Source organism: Thiohalomonas denitrificans, from assembly GCF_016841685.1.
Lineage (GTDB): Bacteria > Pseudomonadota > Gammaproteobacteria > Thiohalomonadales > Thiohalomonadaceae > Thiohalomonas > Thiohalomonas denitrificans_A.
Genome location: NZ_JAENYR010000017.1, coordinates 14,893 through 40,200 on the forward strand (window position 1 = coordinate 14,893; position 25,308 = coordinate 40,200).

The 25,308-nt window shown below is 60.3% G+C and carries 21 protein-coding genes; 12 read left to right on the forward strand and 9 right to left on the reverse strand.

Annotated features, from left to right (window positions below):
* Positions 1-105: 105 nt before the first annotated feature.
* The 4 genes from Q7L05_RS05525 to ald form a co-directional block, all read right to left on the reverse strand.
* Positions 106-1,431, reverse strand: coding sequence for a replication-associated recombination protein A (locus tag Q7L05_RS05525; RefSeq protein WP_303903244.1), 1,326 nt, complete (start codon positions 1,429-1,431; stop codon positions 106-108).
* Between the two features lie 176 nt (positions 1,432-1,607).
* On the reverse strand, positions 1,608-2,237 hold the full coding sequence (gene lolA, locus Q7L05_RS05530; RefSeq protein ID WP_303903155.1) for an outer membrane lipoprotein chaperone LolA: 630 nt from the start codon (positions 2,235-2,237) through the stop codon (positions 1,608-1,610).
* Positions 2,238-2,280: 43 nt separating this feature from the next.
* Positions 2,281-4,602, reverse strand: a complete 2,322-nt coding sequence (locus Q7L05_RS05535; RefSeq protein WP_303903158.1) for a DNA translocase FtsK — start codon at positions 4,600-4,602, stop codon at positions 2,281-2,283.
* 251 nt (positions 4,603-4,853) lie between these two features.
* Complete coding sequence (gene ald / locus Q7L05_RS05540; RefSeq protein ID WP_303903161.1) at positions 4,854-5,909, reverse strand: alanine dehydrogenase; 1,056 nt, start codon at positions 5,907-5,909, stop codon at positions 4,854-4,856.
* Between the two features lie 285 nt (positions 5,910-6,194).
* Between ald and trxB the strand changes: the two genes are divergently transcribed.
* The 5 genes from trxB to infA all read left to right on the forward strand — a co-directional run bounded on the left by trxB (position 6,195) and on the right by infA (position 10,664).
* The gene (trxB, locus tag Q7L05_RS05545; RefSeq protein ID WP_303903164.1) at positions 6,195-7,151 is read left to right on the forward strand and encodes a thioredoxin-disulfide reductase; all 957 of its coding nucleotides are present in this window, start codon (positions 6,195-6,197) and stop codon (positions 7,149-7,151) included.
* Between the two features lie 187 nt (positions 7,152-7,338).
* A complete protein-coding gene (locus Q7L05_RS05550; RefSeq protein WP_303903166.1) occupies positions 7,339-8,490 on the forward strand; it encodes a GNAT family N-acetyltransferase in 1,152 nt (383 codons plus the stop codon).
* Positions 8,487-9,212 carry a leucyl/phenylalanyl-tRNA--protein transferase gene (aat, locus tag Q7L05_RS05555; protein ID WP_317623095.1) on the forward strand — a complete coding sequence of 242 codons (726 nt, stop codon included), beginning with the start codon at positions 8,487-8,489 and terminating at the stop codon, positions 9,210-9,212. Before Q7L05_RS05550 ends, aat begins: the two co-directional genes overlap by 4 nt.
* Entirely contained in the window at positions 9,212-9,937 is a 726-nt protein-coding gene (locus Q7L05_RS05560; protein ID WP_303903169.1) for an arginyltransferase, read from the forward strand. Before aat ends, Q7L05_RS05560 begins: the two co-directional genes overlap by 1 nt.
* Before the next feature lie 508 nt (positions 9,938-10,445).
* Positions 10,446-10,664: a translation initiation factor IF-1 gene (gene infA / locus Q7L05_RS05565; protein ID WP_092995669.1), complete on the forward strand. Its 219-nt coding sequence runs from the start codon at positions 10,446-10,448 to the stop codon at positions 10,662-10,664.
* A 190-nt stretch (positions 10,665-10,854) separates the two neighbouring features.
* Here infA and clpA read toward each other — a convergent pair whose 3' ends face one another.
* From clpA to icd, 3 genes are all read right to left on the reverse strand, one after another.
* Positions 10,855-13,116, reverse strand: coding sequence for an ATP-dependent Clp protease ATP-binding subunit ClpA (gene clpA, locus Q7L05_RS05570; protein ID WP_303903174.1), 2,262 nt, complete (start codon positions 13,114-13,116; stop codon positions 10,855-10,857).
* Between the two features lie 15 nt (positions 13,117-13,131).
* Entirely contained in the window at positions 13,132-13,458 is a 327-nt protein-coding gene (gene clpS / locus Q7L05_RS05575; protein ID WP_303903177.1) for an ATP-dependent Clp protease adapter ClpS, read from the reverse strand.
* Positions 13,459-13,785: 327 nt separating this feature from the next.
* The gene (gene icd / locus Q7L05_RS05580) at positions 13,786-15,042 is read right to left on the reverse strand and encodes an NADP-dependent isocitrate dehydrogenase (RefSeq protein ID WP_303903179.1); all 1,257 of its coding nucleotides are present in this window, start codon (positions 15,040-15,042) and stop codon (positions 13,786-13,788) included.
* Positions 15,043-15,323: 281 nt separating this feature from the next.
* On the opposite strand from icd, the gene Q7L05_RS05585 reads away from it, so the two are divergent.
* From Q7L05_RS05585 to hflD, 4 genes are all read left to right on the forward strand, one after another.
* Complete coding sequence (locus Q7L05_RS05585) at positions 15,324-15,977, forward strand: pseudouridine synthase (protein WP_303903182.1); 654 nt, start codon at positions 15,324-15,326, stop codon at positions 15,975-15,977.
* Complete coding sequence (locus Q7L05_RS05590; protein ID WP_303903185.1) at positions 15,934-16,383, forward strand: NUDIX hydrolase; 450 nt, start codon at positions 15,934-15,936, stop codon at positions 16,381-16,383. Before Q7L05_RS05585 ends, Q7L05_RS05590 begins: the two co-directional genes overlap by 44 nt.
* Positions 16,384-16,599: 216 nt before the next feature.
* Positions 16,600-17,730, forward strand: a complete 1,131-nt coding sequence (gene mnmA / locus Q7L05_RS05595; protein ID WP_303903188.1) for a tRNA 2-thiouridine(34) synthase MnmA — start codon at positions 16,600-16,602, stop codon at positions 17,728-17,730.
* A 163-nt stretch (positions 17,731-17,893) separates the two neighbouring features.
* Positions 17,894-18,511: a high frequency lysogenization protein HflD gene (hflD, locus tag Q7L05_RS05600; RefSeq protein WP_303903191.1), complete on the forward strand. Its 618-nt coding sequence runs from the start codon at positions 17,894-17,896 to the stop codon at positions 18,509-18,511.
* Between the two features lie 145 nt (positions 18,512-18,656).
* Here the strand turns inward: hflD and Q7L05_RS05605 are convergent, their stop codons facing one another.
* Entirely contained in the window at positions 18,657-19,328 is a 672-nt protein-coding gene (locus Q7L05_RS05605) for a class I SAM-dependent methyltransferase (RefSeq protein ID WP_303903193.1), read from the reverse strand.
* A 167-nt stretch (positions 19,329-19,495) separates the two neighbouring features.
* On the opposite strand from Q7L05_RS05605, the gene Q7L05_RS05610 reads away from it, so the two are divergent.
* From Q7L05_RS05610 to Q7L05_RS05620, 3 genes are all read left to right on the forward strand, one after another.
* Complete coding sequence (locus Q7L05_RS05610) at positions 19,496-20,260, forward strand: helix-turn-helix domain-containing protein (RefSeq protein WP_303903196.1); 765 nt, start codon at positions 19,496-19,498, stop codon at positions 20,258-20,260.
* 257 nt (positions 20,261-20,517) lie between these two features.
* Entirely contained in the window at positions 20,518-22,428 is a 1,911-nt protein-coding gene (locus tag Q7L05_RS05615) for a hypothetical protein (protein ID WP_303903198.1), read from the forward strand.
* Between the two features lie 70 nt (positions 22,429-22,498).
* Positions 22,499-24,853 carry a molybdopterin-containing oxidoreductase family protein gene (locus Q7L05_RS05620; RefSeq protein ID WP_303903201.1) on the forward strand — a complete coding sequence of 785 codons (2,355 nt, stop codon included), beginning with the start codon at positions 22,499-22,501 and terminating at the stop codon, positions 24,851-24,853.
* On the opposite strand, the gene Q7L05_RS05625 is transcribed toward Q7L05_RS05620, so the two are convergent.
* Positions 24,838-25,191 carry a hexameric tyrosine-coordinated heme protein gene (locus Q7L05_RS05625; RefSeq protein WP_303903203.1) on the reverse strand — a complete coding sequence of 118 codons (354 nt, stop codon included), beginning with the start codon at positions 25,189-25,191 and terminating at the stop codon, positions 24,838-24,840. The two genes, Q7L05_RS05620 and Q7L05_RS05625, sit on opposite strands and share 16 nt — an antisense overlap.
* Positions 25,192-25,308: the final 117 nt, after the last annotated feature.

Sequence of the window (25,308 nt, forward strand, 5' to 3'; positions counted from 1 at the left end):
CGCAGGGCCATCCCTGTGTTCCCGGCAGGGCCAATGCGCCTCCAGACCGGGAACGCTTCGCGGTGCCTGCCCAATAAATCCCCCGTGTTCCCCGTGTCCCCGTGGTTAATCTTTCTTTCGCGCCTTGCGATCCAACTCCGCCAGATGGGCCAGTTTCTCGCCGATCTTGATCTCCAGGCCGCGGGGTGCTGGCTGGTAATAGTGCCGCTCGGGAAGTTCCTCGGGAAAGTAGTGTTCGCCTGCGGCATAGGCGTCCGGCTCGTCATGGGCATAGCGGTATTTACGTCCGTAGCCCAGTTCCTTCATGAGCTTGGTGGGGGCGTTGCGCAGATGGATCGGCACCTCCAGCGAGCCGTGCTGCTTTACCTCTTCCATGGCCGTGTTGAAGGCCTTGTAGACCGCATTGCTCTTCGGGGCGGCGGCCAGATACAGGATGGCCTGGGCGATCGCCAGCTCCCCTTCCGGGCTGCCCAGGCGCTCCTGGACGTCCCAGGCATTCAGGGCGATTTCCATGGCCCGGGGATCGGCATTGCCGATCTCCTCCGAGGCCATCCGCACCACGCGACGGGCGATATAGAGCGGATCGCAGCCCCCGTCCAGCATGCGCGCAAACCAGTAGAGCGCCCCGTCAGGCGATGAACCACGAACCGATTTATGCAGAGCCGAAATCTGATCGTAAAAGGCCTCGCCGCCTTTATCGAAACGGCGCACACCACCGGCCAACACCTCCTTGAGGACCGCTTCACTGATGACTTCCCGACCGGCCTCCGGCTCGGCGAGATCCGCAGCGATCTCCAGTAGATTCAACGCCCGCCGGGCATCGCCGTCCGCCACTTCCGCCAGGTAGTCCCGGAGCGCCGGATCCAGAGCGAGGTGGCGCGCTCCGAGTCCCCTTTCGGGCTCATCCAGGGCACGGTCGACAATCGTCCGAATGTCCGCAGCCCCGAGCGTCTTCAGCACATAGACACGGGCCCGGGAGAGGAGCGCGTTGTTGAGTTCGAACGAGGGATTTTCGGTCGTGGCGCCAATAAAGGTAACGGTGCCGTCCTCGACGTAGGGCAGAAAGGCATCCTGCTGGGCCTTGTTGAAGCGGTGTACCTCGTCGACGAACAGCACGGCTCCCCTTCCCTCCCTTGCCTGGAACTCCCGGGCCTTCTCGACCGCAGCACGAATATCCTTGACTCCTGAGAGCACGGCCGAGAGGGAGAGGAAAAGTGCCCGGGCGCGGCCGGCCGCCATGCGCGCCAGGGTGGTCTTACCGGTTCCCGGCGGCCCCCAGAGGATCATGGAGTGCAGATTGCCCGATTCGATGGCGGTACGCAGCGGCTTGCCCGGCCCAAGCAGATGAGCCTGTCCAAAGAACTCATCGGGGCTACGCGGGCGCATCCGATCCGCCAGCGGTCTCAGCGGTTCCGTTTCATGATCGCCCATGCCGTTTTCAAACAGGTCCGTCACTGGTTGGCCCGGATTATTTACCGCAGAGTACGCAGAGGATGAAATTTCATAAAACTAGAACCGACCCTGTTAGAGCTAGCTGATTGATAACCGTTCGACGCCCTTACAGGAACTGCTTTCTCTGCGTTCTCCGCGTCTCTGCGGTGATTGGTCTAGTAGCCCTCGCCAACGACGTCCACGCCCTCCGGCGGCTGGAAATCGAAGGCGGCGGGCCTGATGCCCGGATTGCGTTCCACGGTGTTGAAGTAGAGCCGGGTGATCTGGCCGAGCCCGTCGACCATCTCCATGGCCCGAAGCAGGTTCGGTTCGAGGGCGAGGCGTATCGACTCAAAGGTGGCATCGCCACCCTTGGGGCGCAGTTCCAGCCAGGTGAAACCTTCGTGATAGCCTAATTCCTTGATTTCGAAACCTTCGTCAATCGGGCGGGTGCCGGAAAGCAGCATCGCCGGGGTATCACCCAGCGTGTCGCCCTGTTCGCGGACGGAGACCTGTTCCAGATCGTGATCATACATCCAGAACCGTTCGCCATCGGCCACATAGGTTTGCCGGTAGGGCTTCAGGTACTCCAGCCGGAAGCGGCCCGGCCGCTTGACCAACAGCTCCCCCTGGCTCTCCTCGACAATGCTGCCGTCGGCCTCCACCAGGGTCTGGACGAATTCCGCACGCATCGTATCGAGGCCGCTCAGAAAGGATTCCAGATGCTGCTGTCCTTCGCCGCCCTGCGCCAGGGTGGCAAAGGCCAGCAGGGGTATCGAAAGCAGGAGGTTTGTTAAAGGTCGCATTATGGGTGTCTCTAGGTTGTGAAGGGCCACGGGCGTTGTGTAGCTACTTTTCGGGTGGCGGTGGCGCGAGCACCTCGCGGGAGCCGTTGGACTGCAGTGGTCCGACGATACCGGCCCGCTCCATATCCTCGACCATCCGGGCGGCACGGTTATAACCGATTTTCAGCCGCCGCTGCACACCGGAAATCGAGGCCCGACGCGTCTCGGCAACAATCTGGACCGCCTCGTCGTAGAGCGGGTCCGATTCATCACCACCGCCGCCACTACTTTTTTCACCGGGAAGCAGTATCTCCGCGCCGCCGCTGTTGCCTTCAAGGATCTCGTCCAGGTAATTCGGCTCGCCGCGCCTTTTCAGGTCCTCGACCACATTGTGGACTTCGTGATCATCCACGAAGGCCCCGTGTACGCGGGTTGGCACCGCCTGCCCCGGTGGCAGATAGAGCATATCACCGTGTCCCAGCAGGGCCTCAGCGCCCATCTGGTCCAGGATAGTGCGCGAATCGATGCGCGACGAAACCTGGAAGGCGATTCGCGTGGGGATATTGGCCTTGATAAGGCCGGTCAAAACATCCACCGAAGGCCGCTGGGTAGCGAGTATCAGGTGGACACCGGCGGCCCTCGCCTTCTGGGCCAGGCGGGCGATCAACTCCTCCACCTTTTTTCCTACGACCATCATCATATCGGCCAGTTCGTCGACCACGACAACAATGTAGGGAAGCGGTTCAAGATCGGGGCGCTGCTCCTCCAGTTCCGGCGCATCCGGCACCAGGGGCTGCCAGGTCGGATCCTTGATGGGCTGTCTGGCCTCTATCGCCTCACGTACCTTGCGATTGTAGCCATTGATGTTTCGCACCCCGAGGGATGCCATCAATTTATAGCGGCGCTCCATCTCCGCCACACACCAGCGCAATGCGTTGGAGGCATCCTTCATGTCGGTGACTACCGGGGCCAGCAGGTGCGGGATCCCCTCGTACACTGAAAGCTCCAGCATCTTCGGGTCGACCATGATCATTCGCACGTCGCGCGGACTGGCGTTGTAGAGTAGCGAGAGGATCATGGCGTTAATCGCCACTGATTTACCCGAGCCGGTAGTGCCTGCCACCAGCAGGTGGGGCATCTTGGCCAGATCGGCCACCGCCACCTGGCCATTGATATCCTTGCCCAGCGCCAGGGTCAGGGGTGAACCGGCCTTGTCATAGGTAGGAGACTTGAAGCATTCGGCGAGCTGAACGATTTCCCGGTTTTCGTTGGGGATTTCCAGGCCGACCGTGGTTTTGCCCGGGATCACCTCGACCACACGCACGCTGATGGCGGATAGCGAACGCGCCAGATCCTTGGAAAGGTTGCTGATTTGACTGACTTTTACGCCCGGTGCGGGCTGCAACTCGAAGCGGGTAATCACCGGGCCGGGATGGACTGCTTCCACCACCACCTCGATACCGAAATCCTGCAGCTTCATCTCCACCAGCCGCGACATCGCCTCAAGCGATTCCCTGGAGATGCTGTGCTTGGGGCCGGTCACCGCATCCAGCAGCGCCAGTGACGGCAGCGCTGCATTGGCATTCGGCTCGAACAGCGGAACCTGCCGCTCCTTTTGTTCCCGCTCGCTCGGTTTCGGTTTCGGGAGAGCCCCTATAGTGGGGGGGATGCGTCCGGATTGGCGCTTCTGCGCCGTTTCGCGGACCTGTTCGCGTTCACGGCGCGCCTTCCGGGCGGCTACGCGATCCGGGATCGAGGCCACCTGCTCAACGATCCGGTTGGCGATCCGAAGCGTAAGTGCGCCGGTCGCATCTATCACCCTGAGCCAGGAGATGCCGGTAAAAAGAGTGGCGCCGCTCAGAAAAAGGGCTAGCAGAAACAGCGTGGCCCCCAAAAAGCTGACGACACTTGCCAATCCGCGGCCGACCACATCGCCCAGCACGCCGCCCGCCGTCAAAGGTACCGAGGCCGGATCAAATTCAAAGTGCAGAAACGCCAGACCGGCACCCGAAGCCAGGGTGACGACGAATCCAAGCCCCCGAAGCCCGAGTTGCGCGGCCGAGGCCTGTTCCTCCACCCCGCTCCCACCACGGAACAGCAGCCATCCTGCATAAGCCACCATGATCGGAAACAGAAAGGCCATATGTCCGAACAGATAGAGGAAGATGTCAGCGAACCAGGCACCAGCCTGTCCGCCCCAGTTCGCGACCGGCCCCTCTCCCCCACTGTGCGACCAGCCGGGATCCGTCGGGTGATAACTGCTCAGCGAAATCAGCAGATACGCCGCTAGGGCGGCCGTCAAATAGAGCGCACCCTCACGGAGCCCACGGTGCAGGTGAGTTCCGAGACCGAAGCCGCTTTCATTTTTTGAGGTTGCCTGAGCCAAGAATTAATCTCTAACTTTAATTTAGTTGTGCAAGTTATTGTAAACGCGTATTAAATAGAAACCAAGAAACCGCAAAGGGATGGATTACATGGCCTCAGCTTAACAGGTCATAATGACCTTGCCCGGACCTCCGTTTCACTAACCAGAATTATTCACCGCAGAGGCGCAGAGCACGCAAGGATTAAGCAGAGATCATGTTCTTTGGGTCTCTGCGGTAATTCATGACTTCGGCCAGCGGGCCTCGGACCACATCAGGTCTTCAGCGCCGGATGGACTATCTCTCCGTCCCGGAGATTGATACCGGCGGCCAGTGACGGGTCTTCCTCCCAGCCGGGTTGGGCGAGACGTTCGGCAAACGGGAGCAGTGCTGCCGAAAGCGCCTGTGAGGCGGAGCGCGGCACGGCACCGGGCATGTTGGTCACACCGAAGTGCACGACACCTTCCCATATAAAGGTGGGGTCGGCATAGGTGGTGGGGCGTGTGGTTTCGATACATCCACCCTGATCGACCGAGATGTCGATCACGGCACTGCCCGTCGACATCCGTCGAATAACCTCCCCGGAGACCAGATGAGGCGCGCGGGCGCCGGGGATCAATACGGCCCCGATGAGCAGGTCCGCCGCTGTCACTGCGCTTTCCAGTTCGTGTGTGTACGGGTAAAGGGCGGTAACGTTCGGTCCCAGGTCGCGCATGGCCTCCAGCTTCTCCCGTTTCTTGTCGAATACGGTCACTTCGGCGCCCAGCGCGGCGGCGACTCGTGTGGCACTGCCTCCGGCCACTCCGGCGCCGAGTACCACGACCCGCCCCCGCTCTGCGGCAGGCAATCCACCGAGCAGCAGGCCTTTGCCGCCCTGGGGCGCATGCAGCAGGTGAGCACCGACCTGAGCGGCGACACGCCCGGCAATATCGCTCATTGGTGCCAGCAGGGGCAGACCACCATCTGCCTCCACAGTCTCGAAGGCGACCGCTGTCAAGCCGATATCGAGCAAATCGGCCATCAGTTTCGGCTCGGCGGCGAGGTGCAGATAACAGAACAGCAGATGGCCCCGATGGAGCAGCTTCAGCTCTTCCGGCTGCGGCTCCTTGACCTTGATGACCATCTCCGCCCGCTCGTAGACGGCAACGGCATCCGGCAAAAGACCCACGCCCGCGGCGCGGTACTGTTCGTCATCGTAACCACTGGCGGTACCCGCCCCCATCTGGATGAACACCTCGTTTCCGCGGCGTACCAGTTCCGCTGCGGCGGCGGGAACCAATCCGACACGACCCTCCAGCGTCTTCATTTCCGTGGGGATACCGATGCGCATAGCGTCTCCTTTACCCTGTGTACCGCATTTCGTACCATAGCCGGCCTTCGCCACCTACACTTCTGCACTAGCTGACGAACCGTCATCCAAGGTGCGTTAGTTAGAAATGCAGGTTTAAAAAGGTGCATAGAGCACCCACATAGTTCACATCCATGGAAACGGGTGCCGTCACACGAGATACCGGGGCTGTTGGGCCCAAGGGCACCGTGGCTGGGCACTTACAGCCGATACCCGTTTGCGAATGGCAACTACAAATACGGTCGAATTGCGTTCGGAGTCTAACACATGAGTGAAGTCAAGCACTGTCGCCTTCTCATCCTCGGGTCCGGCCCGGCTGGCTATACCGCCGCCGTTTACGCCGCCCGTGCCAACCTCAATCCGGTGCTGGTGACCGGCATGCAGCAGGGCGGTCAATTGATGACCACTACCGAGGTCGATAACTGGCCCGGCGACAACGAGGGTGTACAGGGCCCGGCTCTCATGGATCGCATGCGGCAGCACGCCGAGCGATTCGGTACCGAGCTGCGTTTCGACCATATCAATGAAGTGGATCTCACCAACCGCCCCTTCCGCCTCAAGGGCGACGCTGCCGAATACAGCTGCGATGCCCTGATTATCGCCACGGGGGCATCGGCGCAATATCTCGGCCTCGAGTCCGAAGAAGCCTTCAAAGGTCGCGGCGTCTCGGCCTGTGCCACCTGCGACGGCTTTTTCTATAAAAACCAGGATGTCGTCGTCGTCGGCGGCGGCAATTCGGCAGTGGAGGAGGCGCTATACCTCTCCAATATTGCCAACCATGTCACCGTGGTGCATCGGCGCGACAAGTTCCGGTCCGAAAAGATCCTCTCAGACCAACTGCTCGAAAAGGCGAAAAGCGGCAATGTCACCATCGAGTGGAATCACTCCATTCAGGAGGTCCTGGGTGATAACAGCGGCGTCACTGGCGTTCGCATCAAAAACACCGAGACCGGAGCCGTCAAGGACCTCAAGGCCCACGGTATGTTTGTCGCCATCGGTCACAAGCCCAATACCGTGATGTTCGAGGGGCAGCTCGAGATGGATTATGGCTATATCAAGGTAAAAGGCAGTACCGAAGGCAATGCCACCGCCACCAGCATCCAGGGTGTATTCGCCGCCGGCGACGTAGCCGACCACATCTATCGTCAGGCCATCACCTCCGCCGGCACCGGCTGTATGGCGGCGCTGGATGCCGAACGGTATCTGGAGGGGCTCGATAGCTGAAGCGGCACCTCTGCACAGCGCCAAGGCACCGAATATCTGCAATAAAGGAGCTGCACCACAGAGGCGTTAAGTAGGCAGAGCTTCGCTCTTCGTCCTCTGCGGTGAACGTCTTCCTTCCGGGCCATCGGCTGGTACCGGCGTCAGCACGGCACTACACTGCCTGAGTAGACTTCCACCGGGACCGCTAATGCAGGTTTCTGTTGTTGCCAGCCTGTCCGAGATCGAATGCGAAGCATGGGATCGCCTCGCCGAGCCGACAGGCAACCCGTTTCTTCGTTACGCATTTCTTGAGGGGCTCGAACGATTCGACTGTCTCGGTGAACGCTGGGGCTGGCTGCCCCGCCACCTGGTCGTTCATGAAAAAGACGAGTTGATCGGTGCCGCTCCCCTTTACCTCAAAACCAACTCCTATGGTGAGTTCGTCTTCGACTGGTCATGGGCAGACGCATGGGAGCGGGCCGGAGGCCGCTATTATCCCAAACTGGTATCCGGCATCCCCTACACTCCGGTGACCGGCCCCCGACTTTTGACAGCCGAAGGTACCGATACGGCAGCTGTTCGACAGACCCTCGCCACAAGCGAACTGGAGTTGGCCAGAGAGTTGGGGGTCTCCTCGCTGCACTGGCTTTTCCCGACAGTGGAAGAGCTCGATAGCCACCTCGTCGGTGGAGAACTGATGCGCCGCCTTGGCACCCAGTTCCACTGGTACAACCGGGGCTACCGCGACTTCGATGACTTCCTCGATCGCTTCACCGCACAAAAACGCAAGAAGATAAAACGGGAGCGAAAACGGGTCGCGGAGGCCGGGATCGAGCTGGAGGTGCTCTCGGGGCAAGAAGCAACCAATGAGCACTGGCGGGTCTTTCATCGCTTCTATTGCACCACTTTCGAGCGGCATGGTGGCTATCCAACCCTCACCGAGGGATTTTTTCGTCATCTGGGCGAGACCATGCCCGATGCAATACTCCTCGTGCTCGCCCGCAAGGGTGGGGACTACGTGGCCGGCGCCTTTAATCTGCGGGGCCGGGACGCTTTATTCGGCCGCCACTGGGGCTGTGCCGAAGCATTCCACAGTCTTCATTTCGAGGCCTGCTACTATACCGGCATCGAGTACTGCATCCGGGAGGGGCTGGCCCGATTCGAACCGGGAGCCCAGGGCGAACACAAGGTCTCCCGTGGCTTCGAACCGGTGCCCTCCTGGTCCGCCCACTGGCTGGCCGATGCCGGGTTCAGCGCCTCTGTTCGCCGCTACGTGGAAAACGAAGAAGCACTGATGCGCGATTATATGGACGAACTTGCCGGGCACTTGCCGTTCAAACAGGATACAGCGGCAAAATGAGAGAGACCGGCGCCCCGTTTCTGCTGGAGCCCGGGCGGCCCGGATTTCCCGATCCGGAGCTGGCCCTGGAGGATCCCGACGGTCTGCTTGCGATCGGGGGCGATCTCTCGCCGCGGCGCCTGCTGTCCGGCTACCGGATGGGTATCTTCCCCTGGTATAGCGAGGAACAGCCGATTCTGTGGTGGACCCCCGACCCGCGAGCGGTGCTGTTTCCCGCGGACCTCAAGGTCTCCCGCAGTCTTCGCAAGGCGCTGCGCAAACACCCCTTCGAGGTGACCCTGGATCGTGCTTTTGACGCCGTCATCGAGGGCTGTGCGGCCCCGCGCGGCGACGGCCTGGGCACCTGGATCACCCCTGAAATGAATGCCGCCTACCACCGGCTGCATGAAATGGGCTTCGCCCATTCGGTGGAGAGCTGGGAGGCGGATGAGCTGATCGGAGGGCTTTACGGTATTGCCATCGGGAGGGTATTTTTCGGCGAATCGATGTTCACCCGCCGAACCAATGCGTCGAAAATCGCCTTCGTACACCTGGTTCGCCAGTTGCAGGCCTGGGGATTCGAATTGATCGATTGTCAGGTGGCTTCGGAGCACCTGGCCAGTTTTGGCGCAATGGATATTCCGCGCCGGGAATTTATGAGCCTTTTGGATGATCATTGTGAGCGTCCCGGGGTCCCTTCACCGTGGCATTTCGATACGGACCCGACGGAGTTTCTCTGGTGATGAATGAACTGAATCACTTCATTCCGCCGGATATGGCCTTCTACGCCACCCCGCCGCACGAGTGCAGCTATTTCCCCGAGCGGCGCGCGGTCACCCTCTTCGCCGATCCTCATGTGCCGATGAGTAACCAGCTCTACGGCGTGCTGGCTCCGCTCGGTTTTCGCCGCAGCGGAGAGTATGTCTATCGTCCACGCTGCTCTCACTGCGATGCCTGCCAGCCGGCACGCATTCCGATCCGGGATGTTCGGCTTAACCGCAGCCAAAAGCGCACCTGGAAAGAAAACCGGGACCTCCGGGTCATACGCCGCCCCGCCGGATATCATGAAGAACACTACCGGCTCTATCGAGACTATATCCACGCGCGTCACGCCGAAGGCGGCATGGATGTGGACAGCGTCGAACAGTACACGGCCTTTCTGACCAGTAGCTGGTCCGACACCGACTTCGTGGAATTCCGCAGCCCTGAGCGACTGCTCGCGATTGCGGTCGTGGACCGATTCGACCATGGCCTGTCGGCGGTGTACACCTTCTTCGACCCCCGGGAGCGCAGGCGTGGACTCGGCACCTATGCCGTGCTCTGGCAGATGGAAGAGGCGCGGCAGCTTGGACTCGACTATGTCTATCTCGGCTATTACATCGCCGAATCGCCAAAGATGGCCTACAAGCGAAACTACCGCCCCCTCGAGATCCTTGTGAATGGTTACTGGAAACCGATAGAAACCTGAAAGCTCTTCTACTGCCCGTAGAGCACTTCCAGTAATCCAACGCGGATTCTGTTGGGTCCACAAAATCGTCGAGGCCAGGGGGCGCTGCGCAGGCCGCGGCTTCGGGCGTCCTGCCCTTTCACCGCATACCGGCCATCCTGGCCATCAGGGTGGCTCCCTTTCAAGCGGCGCACAAATCTGCCGGGAGCGGATTTGGACGGCCGCAGGCCGGCCCGAAGGGCGGGCTCCAGGGATGGAGTCCGCAACGCCGGGATCGGCGATTCAGGACCCAACCCTTCGGGCTCGGGACCGTTTTGCCCGCCTGGACTGCGTTACAGCTCGCTCATGTGAGGCAACCACATCACTCGCTGTGCCTTGCCAGCGAACAAAACGGCCGCGAGCAGCGTTGGATGATTAGAAGTGCCCTATACTTGCTCTTTGATTCCTGCGGCGAGATCGGGCACTATAAGCCGCCTTTGAAACGTAGGTGTAAACGCCTACCTCATTTCCAACTAAAAACGAAGACTGCATGGCGAAAGAAGAGAGCATCGAGATGGAAGGGGTGGTCATCGAGACCCTTCCGAATACCATGTTCCGCGTCGAACTGGAGAATGGCCACGTGGTTACGGCACATATCTCCGGCAAAATGCGTAAGCACTACATCCGCATCCTGACCGGCGACAAGGTCACGGTTCAGGTGACCCCCTACGACTTGTCGAAGGGGCGTATCACTTTCCGCACCCGCTAAATATCAAGCCGGCACCGCACCGCTGAAGGAAAAAGTGTCCGACCGGGTGACCGGCCGGCGCTTTGGCGTGCGCGCTTGTCCGAGGCGAATGCGCAGAGTTCAACCTGCGCCCTGCGGTTACCCTGAAACGAAAAACGCCCGACCGGTTTCCCGGGCCAGGCGCTTTCGTGCGTGCGGAGGGTCGGGCCGGTTAATGCACTACCGCCTCCTCCTTGCCCTCGAACTCGAAGGTGAGTTCGTCGTTTTGCTCGGTGACGATAACGTGACCGCCTCCCTCCAGCCGTCCGAACAGCAACTCCTCCGCCAGGGATTTCTTGATGTGTTCCTTGATAATCCGGGCCATGGGCCGGGCACCCATGGTGGGGTCGTAACCTCGCTTGGCCAGCCAGGCCTTCGCCGTCTCGTCGATATCGAGGGTGACGCCCTTCTCTTCCAGCTGCGCCTCAAGCTCCATGATGAACTTCTCCACCACATGCTTGATGGTGTCCGCCTCCAGGGACTTGAACTGGATGATGCCGTCGAGCCGGTTACGGAACTCCGGCGAGAACATCTTTTTGACCATCTCCAGGCTGTCCGTGGAATGGTCCTGCGGCGCGAAGCCGATGGAAGCCTTCGCCAGCTGTTCGGCGCCGGCGTTGGTGGTCATGACGATGATCACATTGCGGAAGTCCGCCTTGCGACCATTGTTGTCGGTCAGGGTGCCGTGGTCCATCACCTGCAGCAGCAGATTGAATACTTCCGGATGCGCCTTCTCGATCTCGTCAAGCAGCAACACCGCATGCGGATGCTTGGTGACCGCCTCGGTCAACAGGCCGCCCTGGTCGAAGCCGACATACCCCGGCGGTGCACCAATGAGACGCGAAACCGTGTGCCGCTCCATGTATTCCGACATATCGAACCGAATCAGTTCAATGCCGAGCACCCGTGCCAGCTGACGTGTCACCTCGGTCTTGCCGACCCCGGTCGGCCCTGCGAACAGGAACGAGCCAATCGGCCGCTGATCCTGACCTAGCCCCGAGCGCGCCATCTTGATGGCCGTCGACAGCGTACTGATCGCCTCGTCCTGACCATAGATCATCAACTTCAGATCCCGTTCCAGGGTACGCAGGCTCTCCTTGTCCGAGCTGGAGACCGTCTTCGGCGGGATGCGGGCCATCTTTGCGATCACCTCTTCGATGTCCTTAACGCCCACCGTTTTCTTGCGCTTCGATGCCGGCAACAGCCGCTGTTGGGCACCGGCCTCGTCAATGACGTCGATCGCCTTGTCGGGGAGATGGCGTTCCTGGATATAGCGGGCCGAGAGGTCCGCCGCTGTCTTCAGCGCCTGCTTTGTGTAACGCACACTGTGGTGTGACTCAAAGCGGGTCTTCAGCCCCTCCAGGATCTGGAAGGTCTCTTCGGCGGTCGGCTCCGGCACATCGATCTTCTGAAAGCGGCGTGCCAGGGCGTGATCCTTCTCGAAGATGCCCCGGTACTCCTGATAGGTGGTGGAGCCGATGCACTTGAGCTCACCGGAGGCCAGCACCGGCTTTATCAGATTGGAGGCATCCATCGCCCCTCCCGAAGCCGCACCGGCACCGATGATGGTATGGATCTCATCGATGAACAGAATCGCGCCCTTTTCCCGCTTGAGCTGGGCGAGCACCGCCTTCAGGCGTTTCTCGAAATCACCCCGGTATTTGGTGCCGGCGAGGAGCGCTCCCATATCCAGGGAGTGTACGGTGGCGTCTTTCAACACCTCCGGGACTTCGCCGTCCACCACCCGCTTTGCCAGCCCTTCCGCCAGCGCGGTCTTTCCCACGCCGGCTTCACCGACGAATAGCGGATTGTTCTTTCGGCGCCGGCAAAGCACCTGCATGGTCCGCTGCAGTTCCTGTTTGCGACCGATGAGCGGATCAATGCGACCTTTGCGCGCCATTTCGTTCAGGTTGGTGGCGTAGGATTCGAGGGGGCTGCGGGCGGACTCCTGTTCCGCCTCGGCGGCACCCAACTCATCCTCGTCGGACTCCTCTTCCCCCGGATTTTTGGCGATACCGTGGGAAATATAATCGACGATATCCAGGCGGGTAATCTGTTGTTTATTCAGGAAGAATACGGCCTGGGACTCTTTTTCACTGAAAATGGCGGCCAACACGTTGGCGCCCGTGGCCTCCTTTTTTTCAGAGGACTGGACCTGGAAAACCGCCCGCTGCAGAACGCGCTGGAACCCCAGCGTGGGTTGGGTTTCGCGATCGCTGTTCTCGGGCAGCAATGGCACGGTCTCGTCCAGAAAGGCGGAGAGCTCGCGTCGCAGCGTGTCCATATCAGAGCCGCAAGCCCGGAGCACCTCTACGGCTGACGGGTTGTCCAGCAATGCAAGCAACAGGTGCTCCACCGTCATATATTCGTGACGCTTGGCCCGCGCTTCCTTGAAAGCCAGATTCAGGGTGAACTCGAGCTCTTTACTTAGCATGATTACCTCGTGGGCTTAGGCAGCTTCCATTGTGCAAAGGAGCGGGTGTTCGTGCTTGCGTGCATGTTCGCAGACCTGCACTACTTTCGTTTCGGCGATGTCCCGAGCAAAAGTGCCGCAAACTGCTTTACCTTCGGTATGTATCGCAAGCATCACCCGCGTCGCTTTATGGCGATCCATGCCGAAAAACTGCTCCAATACATGGACGACGAAGTCCATTGGAGTATAGTCATCGTTCAGTAAAATGACTTTGTACATGGGTGGCCGTCTTAGTTCCGGCTTACTCTCTTGGACCACCAGACTTTCGTCGTGTTCGTGTTGGGTCTTGTCCTTTTTCGACATGACCTGTTCCCCAAAAGCTTGCAAGAATTATGGGTCAACCCAAGACGGCCCTGGAACCTCTTTCCAGCGCCTGGTTGGATAAACCCTGTAAAAATTAGAGATTCCACGCATCTTCAGGTTCCCCTCGAACCCGTGTTGTTGCAGTGAAGCTCTTAGCCGTAAGTGTACTATGCCCAGCCACGGGTAAAACCATGAATTTTGTACGTGATGGTGGGCGGTTCGAGCGGGAATACCACTCCCCCTGGAAGGGTCCGATCTTCCGGTTAGCTAAACGAAAAAGGACGAAAGTCCAGCTTCGCCCTCCTCGTCTCCGGTGTCCGGTTCGACTCACATGTTGTCGATGACGGCGTCGCCGAATCCTGAACAGCTCAACAGGCTTGCGCCCTCCATCAGCCGCTCGAAATCATAGGTCACGGTCTTGGCCGCAATGGCACCGGCCATACCCTTGACGATACGATCGGCAGCTTCGCCCCAGCCCAGATGGCGCAACATCATTTCGGCAGAGAGGATCAGCGAGCCGGGATTCACCTGGTTCTTGCCGGCATATTTGGGTGCGGTACCGTGGGTCGCCTCGAACATCGCCACGCTGTCGGACAGGTTGGCCCCCGGCGCGATGCCGATGCCACCCACCTGCGCCGCCAAAGCGTCGGATACGTAGTCACCGTTCAGATTCAGAGTGGCGATCACATCGTATTCGGCCGGGCGCAGGAGGATCTGCTGCAGAAAGGCATCAGCGATGGAATCCTTGATGATGATCGCCTTCCCGCTTCTGGGGTTTTTCAGGGTCATCCAGGGGCCGCCGTCCAGCAACTCGGCGCCGAACTCCTCGGCTGCCAGTTCATAGCCCCAGTTTTTGAAGGCGCCTTCGGTGAATTTCATGATATTGCCCTTGTGCACCAGGGTTACCGAATCGCGCTCATTATCAATGGCGTACTGGATGGCCTTGCGTACCAGGCGCTTGGTGCCCTCTTCTGATACCGGCTTGATGCCGATCCCCGAACTCTCCGGGAAGCGGATTTTGGTCACGCCCATTTCGTTCCGGAAGAAGTCGATTACCTTCCTGACCTCGGGGGTACCGGCAGCCCATTCGATACCGGCGTAGATATCTTCGGAGTTCTCGCGGAAGATGACCATATCGGTCTTTTCCGGCTCCTTTACGGGGCTGGGAGTACCCTGATAGTAGCGTACGGGGCGCAGACACACGTAAAGGTCCAGATCCTGGCGCAGGGTCACGTTCAGAGAGCGAATACCGCCACCGACCGGCGTCGTCAGCGGGCCCTTGATGGCCACGGAAAAATCCCTGATCGCCTGTAGCGTCTCGGCCGGCAACCAGGTGTTCTCGCCGTAGCGTTCGTTGGCCTTCTCGCCGGCGTAGATTTCCATCCAGGCAATGGAGCGTTCACCACCGAAGGCTTTTTCCACGGCAGCGTCGACCACCTTGCGCATCACCGGCGTGATGTCGACTCCTGTGCCATCGCCTTCAATAAAGGGCACAATGGGGCGCTTCGAAACCTTCAGCGAAAAGTCGGCGTTCACGGTAATTTTCTCACCGTTTTCGGGCACCTGGATCTTGTCGTAGGCCATGCTCACTCCACTTCCGGAAAGCCAAAAAGAGTCGCGGATTCTAGCATTCCGCCCGCAATTTTCGGTAGTTTCCCGAACACAGCGCCGCATACCGACCCCGGGGAAGCAAAGAATTACTTTAGTTTGGTACTGCAAGATATTGAATTAAAACAATAATAGATAAAACCGGTTCTTAGTCCATCGAAACACGACGGCCTGAAGGCCGACAACAACGCAAGGCACGCCCCGGGAGATACTCACGTGACGAGCTAAAGCCCAACCTGTCGCGGTATTCGATTTCCATGACGAGACTTATCCTGTTCAACAAGCCCTACGGCGTCCTCACTCAGTTTCGGGATAATGAGGGCCGTGTCACCCTGGCAGACTACATTTCCATCAAGGGCGTCTATCCGGCCGGACGGTTGGACCGGGACAGTGAGGGATTGCTGCTGCTGACCGATTCGGGTCCCTTGCAGCACCGGATTGCCGACCCGCGTCATAAACTTGCCAAGACCTATTGGGTCCAAGTGGAGAGAGAGCCCGGCAAGGAGGTGTTGCAGCAGCTGGCCATGGGGGTGAACTTGAAAGATGGCCGAACCCGGCCGGCGAAGGTGGAGCGAATTGCCGAACCGGAACTCTGGCCGCGAGTTCCACCGGTGCGAGAGCGTAAGTCGATACCTACCGCCTGGCTGCAGCTGACCCTGACCGAGGGCCGGAATCGACAGGTCCGGCGCATGACCGCGGCGGTCGGTTATCCGACCCTGCGTCTGGTTCGTGTAGCCATCGGCCCGTTTGTACTGGAAGGGCTGGCGCCCGGCGAGTGGCGCGAGGTTGACCCCGAACAGTATCGGGGTATAGTTCCGCGGAAACCGACCCAGCGGCCGGTTCCTCGACACCGACGAGGAGACAGCCATGAGTACCGAAAAGCCACACGTCACCGTCGCCGCGATCATTGAACACGATGATCGGTTTTTGCTCGTGGAGGAGCAGCCTGCAGAGACGGTGGTGCTGAACCAGCCTGCCGGACACGTGGAACCCGGAGAGTCGATCCTCAGCGCCGTCATCCGCGAAACCTTCGAAGAGACGGGGCGTCACTTCACGCCCGATGCCCTGATCGGCATCTATACATGGACGAATCCACGTACTGGCGCCTGCTTTGTCCGCTTCGCCATCCATGGCCAGGCTTCGGATGCCGACGAGTCCCATGAGCTGGATAAAGATATTATCGAAACACTCTGGCTCAATCGGGTCGAGATTTGGTCTCAACGCCACAAATTGCGCAGCCCCATGGTGCTGCGGGTAATCGACGATTATCTCGCCGGTCACCGCCATCCGTTGAGCATATTGACCGATATCAGCTAACCCGAAGATTTCATGATTCGTGCCGAGATCACGCAGGATATCGGTCTCGCCAAGGAAATTTTCGAGGGAGCGGCGTATCGGTCAGGTCTATGGACGGACTGTTAGGGCGAAGCAGAATGCCCGAGCCGAGATTACGGCCGACTGAGAAACTGTTTTTTGTGAATCAAGAGACAAGTGAGATCGGTGCAAATTCATGAAAGATTCGAGCTAAATCCGATGCCCCATTCCAAGCGCGTCATCGTCGGCCTGTCCGGCGGGGTAGACTCCTCTGTCGCCGCACTTCTTCTCCAGGAACAGGGCCACCAGGTCGAAGGCCTGTTCATGAAAAACTGGGAGGAGGATGACACCCCCGGCCACTGTACAGCGGCGGAAGACCTCGCCGATGCCCAGGCGGTGGCCGATGCCCTCGGTATTCACCTGCACACTATCAATTTTTCTGCTGAATACTGGGACCGCGTCTTTACCCATTTCCTCGACGAATTTCGCGCCGGGCGAACCCCTAACCCCGACGTCCTGTGCAATACCGAGATCAAGTTCAAGGCGTTCCTCGAACATGCCATTGACCTGGGTGCTGATGCCATCGCCACCGGACACTATGCGCGGGTACGCGAGCGGAACGGAAGCTTCGAGCTCCTCAAGGGACTGGATGCGGTCAAGGACCAGAGCTATTTTCTGCACGGCCTCAATCAGTACCAGCTCTCCCGGGCCCTCTTCCCGCTGGGTGAACTCGATAAGGGCGAGGTACGAAAGATCGCTGAAGCGGCCGGGCTGGTCACCTTCGCCAAGCGCGACAGTACCGGGATCTGTTTTATCGGTGAGCGTGACTTTCGCACGTTTCTGAAGCGCTACCTGCCCGCCCAGCCGGGCGATATGCGGACCCCTGAAGGGGAGACGATCGGACGTCATGAAGGGCTCATGTACTACACACTGGGGCAGCGGCAGGGACTCGGTATTGGCGGTATACCCGGTTATCCGGAGGCGCCCTGGTTCGTGGTGGACAAGGACCTGGAAAACAACATCCTTGTGGTCGCCCAGGGACACAATCATCCGCGACTGCTGAGCAGTGGACTGATCACCGGCCCCGTTGACTGGATCAGCGGCGAGACGCCAGTCATGCCGCTGCCCTGCTCTGCCAGAGTCCGCTACCGGCAGTCCGATCAGTCCTGTATGGTGGAGAGCCATTCCGGGAATACCGTCCGCGCCAGCTTCGATGTCCCCCAGCGGGCGGTAACCCCCGGTCAGTCGGTGGTATTCTATGCAGGCGAAATCTGCCTGGGCGGCGCGGTGATCGAGACCGCGTTCACCCTGGTGTCCTGTCCGAGCATGGCAATGGGCTCCAAAATGTAGGTTGGCGCTGAGGAACGAAGCCCAACAAAAAATGAGCGTTGGGGTTCGCGTAGCTCACCCCAACCTTCAAAAAACGATGTTCTCGGACAAGCTCCTGGCCCCGGAGATTGAGTCGGGCTCTCTCCGCCCTTATCTTCCTATCGGATACATCCGTGGATCTTTCATGAACAAAAGCATCACCGACAGAACCCTGGCGCTCGCCGGTATCTTTCAGGCGGTCTACCTGGTCGATCAGGTTGCCCGGCGGGGGTCCGCTAATCCGGCGGCGTTCGAGACCTCCATCCGCAGCCTGTTCGCAACTACGCCAAAAAGTGCCGAGGATGTCTACGGGAGCAGTAGTCAACTGCGAACCGGACTGGAATGCCTGCAGTCCCAACTCGGCTTCGGAAAGTCGCCCAGAAACCTGGAATTGACCCGCTACGCCATCGGCATTCTTAACCTGGAACGGAAACTCGCTAAAAAACCCCGATACCTCGACAATATCGGCAAGGGTATCGATCGCGCCCGTCGACAGGCAGAGCACTTCTCCCTCACCCACGAGAACGTCGTTGCCAGTCTGGCCGATACCTACGTGAACAGCGTCAGTATTCTTACGCCGCGAATCATGGTGGCCGGCGAACATGGCCATTTGAATCAAAGCGCCAATGCTAACCGGGTGCGCGCCCTGCTGCTCTCTGCCATACGCTCAGCTGTGCTCTGGAAACAGAGCGGTGGTGGCCGTCTTCAGCTGCTGTTCCGCCGCAAGGCGTTTTTCGAAGAAGCGCAGAGGCTGCTCAGATAGGCGGCAATCCTGCTGGCGGTTGGCATCACGTCATATCGCGCCGGGGGCGGTTCTCCACCGAGAACAGCGCCGGCAATCCCCGGGGTAGGTGGCACGCCCTCGCGGCGATTGGCGTCACGGAGCTCTCGCGCCGGCCGCTTTCCCCCTAAGCCCGGGCCCAAAACAGTGCCGCGCATCCGACGATCTCGATGCCGCTATGTGGGAACCGCTCCTCAAGGGTCGTCTTCAGCTGCTCGAGATCATCATTGCTATTGCTGAAGATGCGCTTACGGTTATAGAGGGCCATCAGGCGTCGTGCCACCGGACTACGCGCAACCCCGTTTTGCAGGAGGGTCGAGCCAAACAGAGTACCGCCCGGATTGAGGTGCTGCCGCAGGTGGTCAAGCACCACCGCTTTCTCCATCATCGTCCCGGGAAGGCAGTGGAGAACGTAATTGAGACTGATGGAATCATAACGTTTGCCGTTCAGCTCGATGGGTTCAAGGGCGTTGCGCCAGAAAACCTCCGGCTTATAACGGGCGATGCGCTGAGAGGTACGGGCGAGGCTGCAGGGATTGAGGTCCAGCAGTCCAACACGCGGCGCCTCGGATGGAAACCGGCAGACATCGAGAAAATAGCCGGTACCAACGCCGACATCCAGGTGGTTATCCGTCACATGCCGGTCAAAATGCGCCACCAGCCGGTCTGTTGGGCACTTCCAGACGAAGCGGTTGGACACCCCGAGCACATACCAGTCGTAGACTGCGAGGGTAAACCGGTTATAGACCGAATGCCCCGAGGGTCCCTCGGGATACGTACTACTGGCTTCCATGGACATGTTCGGATACTTAGGGAATAGGTATCATGGGGCAATCACAAAGATCGATCAAATTCGATGTGATATTTTGCCTATAGAACTCCCGGAACGGGTAATTGACTCATATACGGGGTGACGAAGGGTGGCAGTATCATTCAGGACGGTTCCTTGGAGAAAAGGTGAAGCCTATGGCCCGCAGAGATTGTCGCCGAAGGCCTGAAGTTGAATGTCGCGACTGTGAACTTTTTGGCATCTGCCGGGTTGCCGGGCTGGGTTCGATTGACGATTCACTACTGGACGAAGTGGTCTCACGACGATGCCCTGTTGCCAAGGGCGAGAGGCTTCTGATTCCCGATACGCCATTTCGCGGTATTTTTGCAGTGAAATCGGGAGCATTCAGGACGATAAGCCATATCGGCCAGAGCGATCGTGTAATCAACTTCCATTTTTTGGGTGAATTGATTGGTCTTGAGACCATCGAAGGCGGCCATTACCTGCATACCGTCGAGGCTCTGGAAGAGAGTAGTGTCTGCGAACTCGGGTTTGCCCATCTGCACCGACTGGGTCCACGCCTGGTTCAGTTTCAGGAGCAGCTCATCCAGGCGATGAGCCGGCGAATGCTGCACGACCAGCAGATATGTACTTTGCTCAGGGCGCAGAACTCCGAGCGGCGATTGGCCGCATTTCTATACAGCGTCGCCAACCGACTCAATGCAGGCCGGGAACCTGCGTCCGAATTCCGTTTGCCGATGCGGCGCGAGGACATCGCCAGCTATCTCGGCCTGGCGGTGGAGACGGTTAGCCGTCTTCTCACCCAGTTCAGCCAGCGCAGAATCGCCGAATTGCGCGGCCGCAACGCTCGCATTCTCGATTTTGACAGTCTGTGTACAGTGGCGGGGCTCAACCTCCGGGTGGGACGGGCCGAGACCGAACACCCGGTAAAACAGCTTTAAAGCAGCCTTCGTCGACGCTGGACACTCGCCTCTGCGCCGTTTTCCCAACAAACCCGCGGCGAACCCCGACTGCCCAGTTGCCAGTTGCGCTGAGTGACCGGGAGCATTTGCGAGCTGCTTCTGCCGCATTGACCCAGGTCAATAGGGTTTCTTTCCCGGCTCGTGTATTCTCCCGGGTCGTCGGAAGTCGCATCCTTTCGCATGAACCAACAAGAACCCCGCATCGCCTCTCCGCCCATTAAAGAAAGAACACACCTATGGAAGAGATCCTGGAAATCCGTGACGGCTGTAGTACGCCTGAACAACTGCTGAAAAGCCTCGCCTTCGCCCGCTACCTGAAGATCTACAAGCAGGAGTTCATCGACGACTTGCGCCAGCGTAGCGGTCGCCAGCGACACGAGGCGCAGCAGAAGATCGCCGCGATCAAGGACATCCAGCCGCGTGACTTTCTCGAAATCCTGGGCACGGAACGTTTCCCGGACCCGCTCTCGGAGGAGCGGGCGCGTTCGCTGGTGCGCTTTCTCGATGGCGCATTCCACCACTTCCGCGGCACCGCCTACTCGCGGCTGGTGCGGTTGCAGAACGATGTGGTCTCCACCGGCACCGAAACCCCGGAGACGGTCAAGGACAAGGTGACCGACAAGGCGCTACACCTCTCGGACCTCATCAACGAGTCCCGTCGCCGCCTGTTGCTGCGGGTCGGCCTGGAGCGTGGCGTGCGGCGCACGCCGGGCACCGATGCCGCCCCCAACGTCACCGCCGGGGAGATCTCGGGTCACTACTTCAATCTCCCGGCAGGCTATGTCGCCCTCGCCCACGTGCCGCTCACCATTGCCGCTGATATCCGCACCGGTGTCGACTACGCCACACCGTCCAACCGACGGGCAAAGCCCTTTTACGAGCTCGAGCACAACCCGCTGGATGAAGCCAGTTTTGTCCCCAACCACTGGGTCGCCGTACCACTGCAGGTAGGTGCATGGCTCATCGTTGCCTACATCCACAAGTCGCGCGGCTGCATCGAGATGGAGCCGGGGCTACTCAACATCTTTCCGTTTGCGCCGATCGAAGACATCGAAAACCATCGCCGCCCTGACGGCATCTTCATTTTCGGTGACCCGAACGCTGCCGACCACGACCTGGGCTATTGGTGGGATGAGCGCCACCAGGTGCTGGTGGGCATGGTGCCCAACCGTGACGAATTGAAATACTTCGGGTACTGCAAAAAACCGATTTTGACCCTCCATAACGTCCTCGCGATCCGCGCCGGTGAGGTGCCGCTGCACTGCGGCTGTACCCGTTATGTGGTGCGCTTCGATGAGCACGATGAACCCTATATCGCGGATATGCTGATCAAGGCCGACGATATGGGCCGGGTACGGCTCGAACGCGGTCCCGACAACCGCACCCGGCCCATCTTCTACGGCACCGAGACCGGTGCCTTCGCCTGCCTGGATGGCTTTTCGGAACAGGCCAAGCTGCAAATGGCCGGGCGTGAAGTGGGCTACAACAAGGACACCGGCTCCAACGCACGCCAGATCGTCCCGGTGACCGACGAGGCGGAGATTGGCCGTGGCGATCGACTCGATATGCTGCTCTACGTAAACAATTTCACACTCATCGAACAGGGCGCCTCCACGCTTCACGCCACGATGGATACCGAGGAAGCCATTCAACACTTCCGCCTCGGCGAACGGGTCGCCTCCGGCAGCACCGGCACCCACCGCGGCAACAAGGAAAGCAGCTACTGGGCCAACCCCTTTCCGCTTCTGGTCGACGATGACGGCACTGTTTTGCATCCCGAGCTGCACGACAAATTCCAGGAGAACGAGCAGGCCTTCATCGCCGACCTCAACGTGGCGATCTCGCACGGTGAGATGCGCATCGGCGTGGCGTATAGCCAGCTCATGGCCGGCGTCTACAAGAACAACAGCGACGAAGATATCACCCGCTGTGGCTACCGTGGCCGCGACGAGGTGGAGCAGCAGGGCCCCGTCCGTCTGGCCGAGGACCTCATTGATACCATCAAGGAACTCGCCCGCGCCAAGCGGGAGCGCCTCGGCGCGACCGACGAGGTCAGTATCACCGTGGCCCTGGTGGGCGACAGCCGTACCGGCAAGTCCGAGACCGCCGAAAAGATGGAGGGTATCCTGGGGCTGCAACTGGTGTGATGCTCACCGACAGCGGTGAATGTCGCCCGGCCCAAAGGCTGAGCCGACCGCAATACGCAAGGCGAGACCAATGGCTACCGAACAGGTCTACGGGTACTGTCCACTCTGCATCTCGCGCTGTGGCTGTATCTCTACCATTACCGACGGGCGATTGACGGCCGTCGAGCCCAACCCGGGCCACCCGACCGGTCGGCACCTCTGCATCAAGGGACGCGCCGCCCCGGAGCTGGTCTACAGCCCCGGCCGGCTGCTGCGCCCTTTGCGCCGGACCCGCCCCAAGGGGGCCTCCGATCCCGGCTGGCAGCCGGTCAGTTGGGATGAGGCACTGAGTGAAATCGCCGAACGGATGCAGGCCATCCGGGCGAATCACGGCAGCGAAGGGGTGGCATTCGGCGTCACCACCCCGAGCGGCACCTCGATTGCCGACGCCTTCGGCTGGATCCACCGCCTCGCCCACGCCTTCGGTTCGCCGAACGTCATGTTCGCGACCGAGAACTGCAACTGGCACAAGGATCAGGCGCCCGCCGAGACCTTCGGCTCCGGAATCGGTGTTCCGGATTTCGAGAACGCCGACTGCATTCTGCTCTGGGGCTTCAACCCGGCCGTCACCTGGCCCGCTTACGCCGATGCCATTCTCCAGGCAAAGCGACGCGGAGCACGCCTGGTCGTTGTGGACCCCCGACGGGCCGGACTCGCCGGACGTGCGGATAGCCACCTGCAGCCGCGACCGGGTACGGACGGGGTTCTCGCCCTCGGGCTGGCCGGTCTGATGATGGAACGGGGCTGGTTTGACCACGACTTCATTCGCAACTGGAGCAATGGCCCGTTTCTGGTACGGCCCGACGGGCAGATGCTAACCGAAGCGGATCTGCGTGGAGGTAACCGTGATCGGCGGGTCGTCTGGGATGAAGGGTTGCAACGTCCCCTGTTCTACGACCCGGCCACCCGCGCCTTCAACGAACCCGCAAAGCGCCCTGCCCTGTTCGGCTCGTATACCCTGCAGACAGCGACCGGTCCCCTTACCTGCCGGCCGGCCTTCGAGCTCTATGCGCAGGAGTGCCGCGCCTATACAACCGATCGCGTGGCCGAAGAGACCGGTGTACTGCCCGAGCAACTGGAGAACACCGCACGTCTTCTGTTCGAGGCCCGGCCGCTCGCCTACTATCACTGGACCGGCATCTGCCAGCAGCTCGAAGCCACCCAAATCGGGCGCGCGATCGGCCTGCTCTATGCCCTGACCGGCTCGCTCGACGCCCCCGGCGGCAATGTGCGCTTTCCGCGACCGGCCCTGAACGACATCTCCGGCCGCGAACTGTTAAATCCGGCCCAGGCACAGAAGAGTCTCGGCCATGCCGAACGGCCACTGGGTCCTCCCGCAAAAGGCTGGATCACCACCCGCGACCTGGCACGGGCGGTGCTCGACGGCGCTCCCTATCCGGTACGCGGACTGATCAACTTCGGAGCCAACTTCCGGCTCACCAAGCCGGCCACCCCCGGGCTCGAGGCGATGCTGAAGGAGCTCGACCTGTTCGTACATGTCGACCTGTTCGAAAACCCCACCGCACGGTTTGCAGACTTCCTCCTGCCGGCGGCCTCACCCTGGGAGCGCTCCGGACTGGCGGCGGGTTTTCAGCTCGGCGAACGGGGCGAAGCGCTGCTGCAACTACGCCCGGCAGTGATTCCGCCAAGGGGTGAATCGCGTAGCGACAGTGATATCGTTTTCGATCTGGCCGAGCGGCTGGGACTCTCGGATCGGTTCTTCGGGGGAGACAGAGAGGCGGGACTGCGGCATACGCTCGCACCAGGCGGTGTAGGTGCCGGAACGCTTCGCGCTCACCCGCAGGGGGTGCCGGCCGCCGGACCCACCCGCTATCGTAAATACCGGCAAAAGGGCTTCGAGACGCCGAGCGGCCGAATCGAAATCTACTCCGAGCGACTGCTGGACGCCGGCCATGCCCCGCTGCCGCAATTCGGCGCGACCGAACAGCGGGACGCCGGCTATCCGCTTGCGCTAACCACGGCCAAGTGGCCCCAGTTCTGCCACAGCCAGCATCGCGGACTGCCCTCCCTGCGCCGTCGCCTGCCGGACCCGCTGGTACAGCTACATCCGGATACCGCGGCAGCGCGCGGCATCATCGACGGGCAGTGGGTGCTCCTTCAAACCCCCGTGGGCCGCATGCAGGCCAAGGCCCAGCTCGATGGCGGCATCCGTCCCGATACCGTTTGCGCCCAGTATGGCTGGTGGGAGGCGTGCCCGGAACTCGGGCTGCCCGGACACGCCCTCGGCGGCGTGAACAACAGCAGCTACAACGCCCTGATCTCCGGCGAACGTTTTGACCCGATCAGCGGTTCCAACGGGTTGCGCACCCAGTGTTGCCAAATACTGCCGCTGGCTCCCGGGCAGGAAGCTCACTCACGCCAGTAGTTATTCGCCGCCGAGATGGTCTGGAAATTGATCGCCACAACCTGTGAGGCCGCGATCAGGCTGTCCGGGTCATGCGCATAGGCACCACGCAATACCTGGCGGACATTGGCGTCGGTCTGCGTGGTCGAGACGGCCTTCTGTGACAGCTTCACCGCGAGCGCAAAGCCCTCTTCAGGGGTTGCTGTGACCAGGGTGATCGGGCCGCCCTCGTCTGCCTTGGTCTCTTGCTGGTTCTCTTCCTGGGCCTGAACCGTGGCCGCCACCCCGAAGGTGAGTGCGATCGTCAGTAGCAGGACCAGAATCAGCCGCACCCCTGCCGATCTCGAGCGGTAATGCATTACTGTCCATTGGTCGTCTTCCTCCTTGTGCCTGTGCTCACTTGGGACTACTACCTACTCCCATAAGCTAGCAGCCGAGTTCGCGATTTGAATCGAACGATTTACAAGGAGCGATAG

Coding starts and splice junctions, on each gene's coding strand:
- Q7L05_RS05525 (WP_303903244.1), bottom strand. CDS start 1,431: ATGGGCGATCATGAAACGGAACCGCTGAGACCGCTGGCGGATCGGATG.
- lolA (WP_303903155.1), bottom strand. CDS start 2,237: ATGCGACCTTTAACAAACCTCCTGCTTTCGATACCCCTGCTGGCCTTT.
- ald (WP_303903161.1), bottom strand. CDS start 5,909: ATGCGCATCGGTATCCCCACGGAAATGAAGACGCTGGAGGGTCGTGTC.
- trxB (WP_303903164.1), top strand. CDS start 6,195: ATGAGTGAAGTCAAGCACTGTCGCCTTCTCATCCTCGGGTCCGGCCCG.
- Q7L05_RS05550 (WP_303903166.1), top strand. CDS start 7,339: ATGCAGGTTTCTGTTGTTGCCAGCCTGTCCGAGATCGAATGCGAAGCA.
- aat (WP_317623095.1), top strand. CDS start 8,487: ATGAGAGAGACCGGCGCCCCGTTTCTGCTGGAGCCCGGGCGGCCCGGA.
- Q7L05_RS05560 (WP_303903169.1), top strand. CDS start 9,212: ATGAATGAACTGAATCACTTCATTCCGCCGGATATGGCCTTCTACGCC.
- infA (WP_092995669.1), top strand. CDS start 10,446: ATGGCGAAAGAAGAGAGCATCGAGATGGAAGGGGTGGTCATCGAGACC.
- clpA (WP_303903174.1), bottom strand. CDS start 13,116: ATGCTAAGTAAAGAGCTCGAGTTCACCCTGAATCTGGCTTTCAAGGAA.
- clpS (WP_303903177.1), bottom strand. CDS start 13,458: ATGTCGAAAAAGGACAAGACCCAACACGAACACGACGAAAGTCTGGTG.
- icd (WP_303903179.1), bottom strand. CDS start 15,042: ATGGCCTACGACAAGATCCAGGTGCCCGAAAACGGTGAGAAAATTACC.
- Q7L05_RS05585 (WP_303903182.1), top strand. CDS start 15,324: ATGACGAGACTTATCCTGTTCAACAAGCCCTACGGCGTCCTCACTCAG.
- Q7L05_RS05590 (WP_303903185.1), top strand. CDS start 15,934: ATGAGTACCGAAAAGCCACACGTCACCGTCGCCGCGATCATTGAACAC.
- mnmA (WP_303903188.1), top strand. CDS start 16,600: ATGCCCCATTCCAAGCGCGTCATCGTCGGCCTGTCCGGCGGGGTAGAC.
- hflD (WP_303903191.1), top strand. CDS start 17,894: ATGAACAAAAGCATCACCGACAGAACCCTGGCGCTCGCCGGTATCTTT.
- Q7L05_RS05605 (WP_303903193.1), bottom strand. CDS start 19,328: ATGTCCATGGAAGCCAGTAGTACGTATCCCGAGGGACCCTCGGGGCAT.
- Q7L05_RS05610 (WP_303903196.1), top strand. CDS start 19,496: ATGGCCCGCAGAGATTGTCGCCGAAGGCCTGAAGTTGAATGTCGCGAC.
- Q7L05_RS05615 (WP_303903198.1), top strand. CDS start 20,518: ATGGAAGAGATCCTGGAAATCCGTGACGGCTGTAGTACGCCTGAACAA.
- Q7L05_RS05620 (WP_303903201.1), top strand. CDS start 22,499: ATGGCTACCGAACAGGTCTACGGGTACTGTCCACTCTGCATCTCGCGC.
- Q7L05_RS05625 (WP_303903203.1), bottom strand. CDS start 25,191: ATGCATTACCGCTCGAGATCGGCAGGGGTGCGGCTGATTCTGGTCCTG.